This window comes from Candidatus Thiodiazotropha endolucinida (genome assembly GCF_001715975.1).
Taxonomy (GTDB): Bacteria; Pseudomonadota; Gammaproteobacteria; order Chromatiales; family Chromatiaceae; genus Thiodiazotropha; species Thiodiazotropha endolucinida.
The window spans coordinates 217247-225789 of sequence record NZ_MARB01000006.1 but is presented as its reverse complement, the minus strand read 5'-3'; the positions used below and the strand labels follow the sequence as shown (position 1 = coordinate 225789).

Annotated in this window: 14 protein-coding genes; 4 read left to right on the top strand and 10 right to left on the bottom strand. The window is 55.6% G+C overall.

Annotated elements, in window-relative coordinates:
- The 9 genes from CODIS_RS07215 to CODIS_RS07180 all read right to left on the bottom strand — a co-directional run.
- Positions 1–1442, bottom strand: a 1442-nt coding sequence (locus CODIS_RS07215) for a portal protein (RefSeq protein ID WP_069122908.1), incomplete at its 3' end; no start/stop codon positions are given.
- Positions 1443–1456: 14 nt separating this feature from the next.
- Positions 1457–2743, bottom strand: a complete 1287-nt coding sequence (locus CODIS_RS20445; protein ID WP_083220603.1) for a terminase large subunit domain-containing protein — start codon at positions 2741–2743, stop codon at positions 1457–1459.
- Between the two features lie 148 nt (positions 2744–2891).
- Positions 2892–3260, bottom strand: coding sequence for a hypothetical protein (locus CODIS_RS07205; RefSeq protein ID WP_069122905.1), 369 nt, complete (start codon positions 3258–3260; stop codon positions 2892–2894).
- Between the two features lie 119 nt (positions 3261–3379).
- Complete coding sequence (locus CODIS_RS07200; protein ID WP_069122901.1) at positions 3380–3859, bottom strand: hypothetical protein; 480 nt, start codon at positions 3857–3859, stop codon at positions 3380–3382.
- 104 nt (positions 3860–3963) lie between these two features.
- Positions 3964–4398 (bottom strand): hypothetical protein, encoded by a 435-nt coding sequence (locus CODIS_RS07195; RefSeq protein ID WP_069122897.1) that lies wholly within the window; start codon positions 4396–4398, stop codon positions 3964–3966.
- Between the two features lie 27 nt (positions 4399–4425).
- A complete protein-coding gene (locus tag CODIS_RS20905; RefSeq protein WP_154723044.1) occupies positions 4426–4689 on the bottom strand; it encodes a hypothetical protein in 264 nt (87 codons plus the stop codon).
- A gap of 255 nt (positions 4690–4944) precedes the next feature.
- Complete coding sequence (locus CODIS_RS20900) at positions 4945–5277, bottom strand: hypothetical protein (RefSeq protein ID WP_154723043.1); 333 nt, start codon at positions 5275–5277, stop codon at positions 4945–4947.
- A gap of 40 nt (positions 5278–5317) precedes the next feature.
- Positions 5318–5629, bottom strand: a complete 312-nt coding sequence (locus tag CODIS_RS20895; protein WP_154723042.1) for a hypothetical protein — start codon at positions 5627–5629, stop codon at positions 5318–5320.
- Positions 5630–5657: 28 nt separating this feature from the next.
- On the bottom strand, positions 5658–5978 hold the full coding sequence (locus CODIS_RS07180) for a hypothetical protein (protein ID WP_154723041.1): 321 nt from the start codon (positions 5976–5978) through the stop codon (positions 5658–5660).
- Between the two features lie 162 nt (positions 5979–6140).
- On the opposite strand from CODIS_RS07180, the gene CODIS_RS07175 reads away from it, so the two are divergent.
- From CODIS_RS07175 to CODIS_RS20885, 4 genes are read left to right on the top strand one after another with little or no spacing between them, the layout of a single operon-like run.
- Positions 6141–6464 carry a hypothetical protein gene (locus CODIS_RS07175; protein ID WP_069122881.1) on the top strand — a complete coding sequence of 108 codons (324 nt, stop codon included), beginning with the start codon at positions 6141–6143 and terminating at the stop codon, positions 6462–6464.
- Entirely contained in the window at positions 6457–6666 is a 210-nt protein-coding gene (locus tag CODIS_RS21515) for a hypothetical protein (protein WP_154723040.1), read from the top strand. Before CODIS_RS07175 ends, CODIS_RS21515 begins: the two co-directional genes overlap by 8 nt.
- 29 nt (positions 6667–6695) lie before the next feature.
- Positions 6696–7202, top strand: a complete 507-nt coding sequence (locus CODIS_RS21510) for a hypothetical protein (RefSeq protein ID WP_201259014.1) — start codon at positions 6696–6698, stop codon at positions 7200–7202.
- Positions 7192–7398: a hypothetical protein gene (locus CODIS_RS20885; RefSeq protein ID WP_069122871.1), complete on the top strand. Its 207-nt coding sequence runs from the start codon at positions 7192–7194 to the stop codon at positions 7396–7398. The genes CODIS_RS21510 and CODIS_RS20885 overlap by 11 nt, the downstream gene beginning before the upstream one ends.
- A gap of 716 nt (positions 7399–8114) precedes the next feature.
- On the opposite strand, the gene CODIS_RS20880 is transcribed toward CODIS_RS20885, so the two are convergent.
- A complete protein-coding gene (locus CODIS_RS20880) occupies positions 8115–8522 on the bottom strand; it encodes a hypothetical protein (protein WP_154723038.1) in 408 nt (135 codons plus the stop codon).
- Positions 8523–8543: the final 21 nt, after the last annotated feature.

The following is an 8543-nucleotide window of genomic DNA, read 5'->3' as shown; positions in this document are numbered from 1 at the left end:
CCCTCAGCCTCAGCCCCACCACCCCCCAAACGCACCGTCCGCGGATCATTCCCCGACGGCCCCAAAACACGCACCATCCGCGGACCCGTGTAAACCCTCGGAATCAAATCAATCAATACCCGACCCGTGTGCCGGATCGCACGCGACAAATTGTCGATAAAATGAAACGTGCTCACATCCCCTTCCCGTTGACGCATCGCGATCGCCACACCCGACGTCTCATTACTGCGCGCCCCTAAACTCGAATCATAAATCCCCGTCACCGCCTTCATGTCATCCGCCGCGCTCTTCGCCTCCTGGATCGTCCCCATCGGCGGCCCCGAAAACGGTTGGCGCGTCGGCGCAACAGCCCCGTCATACTCCAAAAAACCATAACTCTCACGGTTCGCATTACGCCACTTGTGCCGCTGCGTCTGAAACGCACCCCGCGGCCCGATATACGGTGCCTTCGGCGCCAAACCCACCAACTCCGTCGACGCCGTTCGCCAGTAGTTGTACATCCGCTGCGGATCCTTCGCATCCCGGATAAAACTCCGAAAATAGCGCCGGTCATCCACCACCGTCTCATCCCCATACACCGGAATCAGCGGGATGTAACGCCCCGGCCAATCCCGCTCCTCCAACACCCCAACCCCAGAAAGCAAATACTGCTTCACCGACGAACGCGTCACCTCGCGCTCATCCACCACCTCAAGCCCCTCCGCCTGCAAAACATCCGCCGCCCGCCGGTAATCCCCCTCAGCCAACACCGTCCCGTCCGATAACCCCAACACCACCTCATCACGTTCCGAACGATGCCAATACTCCGATAACCACACGCCCGCCCGGTCCACACGCTGATGATGCTGCTGCGTCACCGGCCAATCCGACAACTTCGCACCAGGATAACGCCGCTTAAACACCGCCTTCGGCACATAATCCAGCACAAACGCATCCTGCCAATCACTCGAATCCGCACGCAACGAATACGGATCGCCATAGACACTGAATATGTTCGGGATCCGCTCTATCCGCAAATCCAGCTCAAACGTATCGTCCGACGCATAATCAATCCCCACCCGCCAGTACCCGTAACCACACGTCACCGCATGCTCAATCCCCGTGTCATACGCCACCTCCGCATCCGACGTGTACTCAATGTTCCGGATCAATCCACTGTAAATCTCCGCCGTCTCAACATCCGCGCCATCATCCACCGGATGCACCTGGATGCTCGGCCGGTTCTGCCGCGCATCATTCACCACCTGACGGATAAACGCCGGCATCCGGTTGATCGTTAAACACGGCCGCCCCTCATCCTCCCGCTTCTTGCGCATCGCCGACGGCCATTGCTCACCTAACTTCGCAAACCGCAAATCCGACAACGCCGACGCGCGGTTCTCCGACTCCACCTCCGACGCCAATTCAAAAACCGCCTGCGCATCCTTGACCAATCTTTCCATCGCCCAACGCCTGCCTAGCCCATCCAGCCCTCGCTCGACACCCGCCGCCCACGGCCACGCGCTTTCAAACGCTCAACCGCGGGCGACAACGCCGCTAACGACAAACCACTGTTGTACACATACCGCGTGCAATCCATCAGATGATCCCGCTCCTTCACGATCCGACCCTGCTCATCCCGCCGGTAATACCGGTACTCATCCAACCAGTTGCGCAAACTCCCAAACACCTTCAAGCGCCCCGTCGACAACGCCTGGTACACCCGGTAAATCCCAGACTCCACCGCACTCACCGCCGGCGTCAGCCATAACCCCTCCCGGTTGTAGTCATCCAATAAACGCTCACCATCCTTCTGGTTACGCTGGCGCGCCGCCGGATCAATCACGCCAGGAATCCAATCGCCCCGCGCCTTGATCGCCGCCGCATGCACCACCGGCTCTGCTTCTCCCCGGTAGTGCTCACTCACCAGATAATCCACCCCCCCATCCAAATCGCGCGCGCACCACAACGCCGCCGTCTTGCGCCAACCCACATCCAGCCCATACACCCGCGGCCAATGCGCCGGTATCTCAAAATCCGACACCACAAAATCCGCTTCCGGAATCGGATAGATCGCCCCCGATCCCAACTGCGGCACGCCCCGGCTCCGCGCATCCCGCTGGTACGCCGGGATCGACTGCAGCAACTCCGCCTTCACCTCCGCAGAAAGATGCGGCACATCATCCCAACTCGCCCGCACCACCCAACGCCCCGACGTCGAATGCCCCTCGCCCGACAACGCCGCCGCCGGCGAAACGTCATCCCCCAAAAACGCCCGCACCACCTCCGATACCCCTTGCAACGGCGTGAACGTCAACAACAACAAACCATCCGTCGTCATCGTCCGCATCAAAGCCTCCGTATACACCCCGTACGGCGGCTCCTCATCCAGCAAGATCACATCCTGCTCCGTCCCCTGAAACGCCTTGCGACCCTGCTCGTAACTCTTCAGCAGCAGCACCGACGTCCCCCCGGACACCGACGACACCTCAATCGTGTCCACCGTCCCCGTCGCCCCCTTACTCACCCCCTGCAAACTGTCACCCGGGATTAAACCCGTCCCCCAATCCGACGCCGACGCCCCCAGCAACTTCGCCTGCAAAATCTCGCGCGCATTCTTGATCGTGTCCGCCGCCGCCCACGCACGGATCGGCCGACTAAAACGCCGACCCCGCCACCAGGCCGGATAAGCCCCCGTCAGATGCAACACCAACTCGTATAAGCCCACCCCCTCCGTCTTGCCAATACGGTTCGCCGCCAGCATCAACCGTTGCCGGTAGTGACGTCCACCTTCAAAAAACGCTAAATGTTTGGGATATAACGCGCGCCGCAAAGGGCCCGTCTCAGGATAATAACTTTCAAGCTTACGCCGCGATCGGCGTCTCAGCTGCTCTTGCAGCAGCCCTTCAAGCTCAAGCTGTCTCGCTCTCGATACCGGGTCCATCCGCTTCGCCTCGCAATGCCTTTTGCAACGCCTCAATGCGGGCACTCAGCTCACTATCCGTCAGCTCTACCCGCACCGGCTCCAACTTCGCCTCAATCGACGAAAGCTTCGGCGCATAATACGGCGCCGCCGCCTTCAATGCCGCTATCCGTTGGCCCGGACTTAAATCGCCCGATAACCCCAACGAAAATAAATACTCATGCGGCAACTGACCCTGGTCCGCCGCCGCCTTGCGCGCCGCCGCCACCGAAAACTTGTTCTTCGAACCCTTCGGGCGACCCGGGCGGCGCTTACCCCCAGCAGATGCCTCGGCCTTACCGCGCCGGGACGCGCTCAACCGCCCCCTCCTGCGCAATCGACGCCCAACAACCCAACGCCATCAGCATCAGACCAACAACCGGCTTCGAAAACAACACGTCCATTGTGTCTTGCTCCGCTGTGTTTTTGTGATGCGCGCTACACCCGCGCAATAAAACGCTTTACCTCATCCGGCAGGTCATGCTGCTTCGCCAACGCCTGCAACCAGCCTTTTCTCACCTTACGCATGATCCACGCCAAACGGTTCGCATAAAACGACGCATCCTCCGCCCGCAGCATGTTCTCCTCCACAATCCGCAAACAGATCTCAAGATACGCATACTCTTGATCCAGCAACTTCGCCGTCACTAAATACACCGGCGCAGGCTCAGCCTCGTACTGCCCATAATAGCTATCACGAAACGCCCCCGTCTCCTCGAGCAACCGCTCAATTACCGCCCGATAACCCTTTTGGCGCAGCACGTATTCTTCCGCCGTCTCCGTCGATATCCGCGTAATCAGATCCTGCCCGGCTTTTCGCTCATAGTACGTCCGATTCAAAAACCGCTCAACCGTGCGCTGGCGCGCCGCATTGTAGCGATCCGCCTTCGCCTGGCGCTCATCGGTGAAAATACCCATGCTTCACCTCAACTCCAAAAAAAAGCGCCCCGGCATCCGTAAAACCTGCCTGGGTGGTTGGGGGTGGCAGACTCGACATCAACCAGGGCGCTGTGCCTGAAAACTTAACTGTGCCGTTCGCTCGGCTGCTGACTCACTCGATAGGACGCCTCGCCATCACATTCCAAACACACCCCGCGATCCACCAAGGTCTCCAGTCCCGCCAACTTCTCCGCCAGCGCCTCGGGCGTCTCGTCACTTGCCTTGAAACGCAACGCATAACCCCGGTCATCCCGGCGACGACGCGGCCGCTTCGCCCGAACCGGCTCATCCGGCTCATCAACCGCCTCTCGAATCCCATGCCCGTCACACCCCAGACAAATCCCATGATGGCCCAACGCCTTGTCCAGTATCTCAAGACCCTCTTGGCCCGAAATACGGCCATCATCCTTCATCTTCTCCGCCGCAAACTTAAGCACGTCCAGCCCCGTATCGATCAAACCGACAAAACGCTGCGCTTCCACAAAATCAATCCTCTTCACAAATGACACAAGACTCATGCCGTACGCTCCTTCGCATTGCTTTAGTTATGGTTGTTTACCCACCGCTTCCTTAAGTCGACGGACCGCCGCAGGACTACGCGGTACCGTCCCGGACACCGTATCCTTAACCCTCGCTAACGCCGCAAGCTTGGCATGAAAGCCGCGCGAATCCGCCAACATCAGGGCGACCGAACCCCGCTCTATACAGACCTCGCCCATCGCGATCACCTTATCCGGCATCAACCGGCTCGATGCCAACGCCGTACTGTCCAAGGCATAACACCCCGTCACGTAGTAAACATCACGCAAACCAGACGCTTTAAGCTGGCCCACAATCACAGAATTCGCCTCCGTGTCGGCCGCGTTAGACAAGATGATTACTTTTTGGTCGATAAAAGGATGTGGCATTGGCATCTTCTTGTTTTTATTAACCTTTATAAAGGCGCCCGCCCCGCAATGGCGGGGCTTTTTGTGGATAAGTCTGGCGTATTCTGACGGGAAACGCAAGCCCTCACTACTTCAGTGGGTTGGCATCGTCACGCTTGTCGATGAGGCGATGGGCGATCAATCTTCAATATCTTGATAGACCAAAAACGCCTTCCCTCCAGTCAAGGCTTCGGTATAACAACAAGTCGATACCGGGTCATCTTCAGCTTCATTCAGCTTTTCCAATGTAGTACGGCCTGATTGAATAATTTCGATGTTCCCCCACCCTGCCTCACTCAACGTTTTCTTGGCCAAGTCCCAATCAGAATCCGTGCCTTTCTTTTGGCGCATAAATAATATGATGCTACATCTCTCACGTGCAGGTAATACATGCTCATTACCGTCCAGTAATGCACGCTGTTGTTGGCGAGCGGTAGCTTCCACACCGAATATATGTACTTCATTATTCATGCGGTACATAACCAGCCTGAATAAATCAACAAGAAAGAAACTAATAGTCGTAATCATAAGTATCGTTGGGAGCGTAGCCGTGGAAGGGACCTTTGGGACTGTAGCCGTAGTAGGGACCGTTGGGACCGTAGCCGTAGTAGCCGCGCCTATTGCAACCATCATATTGGAGGCCTGGTAAAGAAAGAACCGGTAGACTGCATTCGCACCCACGCTTACCGCTCATGCCAAGGGTGTAATCGCCACAAAAAACGTTGCGATCGCTTCCCCAGCCAGGCCCGTTCCACCATGCCGTGGCAGATCCAGTTGCTGCGATCAGTGCCGCAGCGATAGAAAATTGAATGATCTTTTTCATGTTCGCTATCGCTGCAAAAATGATCCGCTTATTGGTCAGGATAATTCCCCTTGTTATCGGAGAACTCCCTATCGCCTATGCCGCCCGATTCGGTTTGGTTGACATAAACTTGACTCACCACCTCCGCCAGCTTCTCCTTTTCCGACTGTTTCTTCTCGTTAATACGCAACAGCGTTAAATTATATTCCCTCTTGATCCGAGAAAGTTCAGACTGTAAACGCGCAATCTCTCGCTGGGCACGCTTCAGACTTACCCTGTCCTCAGCCGAGACTAACAATAACCCGCCGGCAAAGATGACCAGCATGATTATCAGTCCCCAAGGTAAGAAGAATATAGTCACGTCAATCATGATAACCCATATCATTAATTAGGAGAAATCCCAGCAACAATAGGGAAAAACCCTGTAACTGGACAATTCACCCACTTTTCCTTAGCTTAATGCCGTCGCTCGAAACGGGTTAATGGGGGTAATCAGCGATCATTGACACAACCATCTAACGTGGAGACGACCATGTCCGAATCTAAAACACAAACAACCGACCGACATCCACTGCACAACAGCTACGTCATCGCCATTCTCCCTTTTGGGTTTGTCCACCATGGAAAACTGGTGGACTTGGGCAACCGGTTTTGCTTGGACGACGCTAGAAACATCCGTTATTGGCGACAACGCGAGGGCGGCCTGCCGCAACTCGCAAACGAAGGCTTCATGCTAGCCCCGAATGAGACGGATAAGAAGACGAATGTCATCGATGAGGTAACGGATGCGATTCACTTCGAGTCGTTTATTTGCCTCTATCCCTCTAAACCATTTAATGGGAAAAAGCATGTTTAAATCCCTGGGCTACGTCAGTGCCTATGTCACCGGCCCCATCTACGGCTATGGCGCCGGTTTCGGTCTCGAAGCCGGCAGCGGCTATGGCGATGGCTTTGGCCTGCTCTTTGGGAATGGCGACGGCGCTGGCAACAGCTTCCCCAACGGCACAGGCATAGGCGATGGCTATGGTAACGGCGATGGCGCTGGCTATGGCAATTAACCACACACCCGATCCCGCTGGCTCTGGCTATGGCGCTGGCGCTGGCGCTGGCGCTGGCTTTGGCTATGGCTTTGGCGAGGGCTATGGCTATGGTAACGGCGCTGGCGCTGGCTTTGTCTTTGGCGATGGCTATGGCTTTGGCGATGGCTTTGGCGATGGCTTTGGCGATGGCTTTGGCGATGGCAATGGCGCTGGCTTTGGCTATGGCGATGGCTTTGGCTATGGCGATGGCTTTGGCTTTGGCGATGGCGCTGGCGCTGGCTTTGGCTTTGTCTTTGGCTTTGGCTTTGGCTATGCCTATGGCAATTAACCACACACCCGATCCCGCTGGCGATGGCTATGGCTCTGGCTATGGCGCTGGCGCTGGCTTTGGCTTTGGCGATGGCTATGGCGATGGCTCTGGCTATTCCTTTGGCTTTGGCGATGGCAATGGCTATGGCGATGGCTTTGGCGATGGCTATGCCTATGGCGATGGCGATGGCGATGGCTATGCCTATGGCGATGGCGATGGCGATGGAGCTGGCTATGGCAATTAACCACACACCCGATCCCGCTGGCTATGGCTATGGCGCTGGCGCTGGCGCTGGCGCTGGCTTTGGCTATGGCTTTGGCGATGGCTTTGGCCATGGTAACGGCTATGGCTATGGCTATTCCTTTGGCGATGGCTTTGGCTTTGGCTTTGGCTTTGGCGATGGCTATGGCTATGGCTATGCCTATGGCGATGCCTATTAGCCACACGCCAGATCCCGCTCAGGACAAGGACGTCCAAACTAGGCGTTCAAAATACGCCGGACATATCCCCCCATTCAAAACCCAAAAAAACCGCACTCGGGGCCACTGAGGCGCTCTGGCGCGGCGTTTTGACGTGATGCTAGCCCCCAAGCCGGACACGCGCCTGTAGACCTTTTGTCGGTCAGGGTGATCCATGAACGAGAGCGGCGAAGCCGCCTGCCAAGCCGACCCGCACGGTGGCTGAACAGCCGTGAAGCCAACACAAAAACGTCGAAGCCGAAGGCGTAGACACCTTCTCCAGGCCAGTCGCCTGAGCGACTGGGGCGGAGGGTAGGGATCAAACTGCTTGAGCTGTGCCGAAGGCACTCATTTGTATAAAAATTGTACAATCTAAAAGAAAATCAATAGGGTCAAGCCTTTGCCCCTCAACCCGCCAATAAAACAACAGCCCTATCCACAGAAATTGTGAATAACTCGCCGAACTGTCCAATTTTTGTACAGCGCTCACCACCAATAATTTTTTATCTTGTTTTTAATCTTGTTTTTAAGGGCGGGATTCGGTATTAAATACAGATGGTTATTAGAGAGGTTCCTTACAAATCCATAGCTAACCCTTACAAATCCTTCGCTAAGTTCGCAGCTTATCCCGTAATCATCCACAAAACGAGCGGTCGCTCGCTTTTCAGTTGATTGATCGGGTTTTCAGGATGGGTGAGCTAATTACAACGGCTTAAGATGTCGCCGACAAGCAAGCTCGCACCAGCAAAAGGGTGTTCTTCAGGATACACGGTAGTCGTGATGACTTTACCTTCCGTGGGATATACAGCCGTGATTTCGGAAACACGCATGGTCCCAGCTACACAGAAAATTGTATTACTAGCAATTTCAAAACAACGTGAGGCAGAGGCATCACGATGCGAGCTACTAGTTTCACTACTATCGCCAGCAACTCTCACCTTAACAGTAACATCAGATACTTCATCTGGAAAAGGTTTATAGTTATTTTTGTAGTGCTTTGCGCTGTAACCTTTTTGGTTGCCAACGATATAGCAGTCGCCTCCGTCTAGCCCGGCACATAGGATCGATGGAAACAACAACACCACTAAGAGGATTTTTTTACTCATTAAGTTACCTCGTTTTAAAGC

What these genes read in the sequence shown, in the direction of transcription:
- CODIS_RS07180 (WP_154723041.1), bottom strand. Translation starts at nt 5,978, where the DNA reads ATGATTGACGTGACTATATTCTTCTTACCTTGGGGACTGATAATCATG.
- CODIS_RS20895 (WP_154723042.1), bottom strand. Translation starts at nt 5,629, where the DNA reads ATGAAAAAGATCATTCAATTTTCTATCGCTGCGGCACTGATCGCAGCA.
- CODIS_RS20900 (WP_154723043.1), bottom strand. Translation starts at nt 5,277, where the DNA reads ATGAATAATGAAGTACATATATTCGGTGTGGAAGCTACCGCTCGCCAA.
- CODIS_RS07195 (WP_069122897.1), bottom strand. Translation starts at nt 4,398, where the DNA reads ATGAGTCTTGTGTCATTTGTGAAGAGGATTGATTTTGTGGAAGCGCAG.
- CODIS_RS21515 (WP_154723040.1), top strand. Translation starts at nt 6,457, where the DNA reads ATGTTTAAATCCCTGGGCTACGTCAGTGCCTATGTCACCGGCCCCATC.
- CODIS_RS20885 (WP_069122871.1), top strand. Translation starts at nt 7,192, where the DNA reads ATGGCAATTAACCACACACCCGATCCCGCTGGCTATGGCTATGGCGCT.
- CODIS_RS20445 (WP_083220603.1), bottom strand. Translation starts at nt 2,743, where the DNA reads ATGCTGGCGGCGAACCGTATTGGCAAGACGGAGGGGGTGGGCTTATAC.
- CODIS_RS07175 (WP_069122881.1), top strand. Translation starts at nt 6,141, where the DNA reads ATGTCCGAATCTAAAACACAAACAACCGACCGACATCCACTGCACAAC.
- CODIS_RS20880 (WP_154723038.1), bottom strand. Translation starts at nt 8,522, where the DNA reads ATGAGTAAAAAAATCCTCTTAGTGGTGTTGTTGTTTCCATCGATCCTA.
- CODIS_RS21510 (WP_201259014.1), top strand. Translation starts at nt 6,696, where the DNA reads ATGGCGCTGGCGCTGGCGCTGGCGCTGGCTTTGGCTATGGCTTTGGCG.
- CODIS_RS07200 (WP_069122901.1), bottom strand. Translation starts at nt 3,859, where the DNA reads ATGGGTATTTTCACCGATGAGCGCCAGGCGAAGGCGGATCGCTACAAT.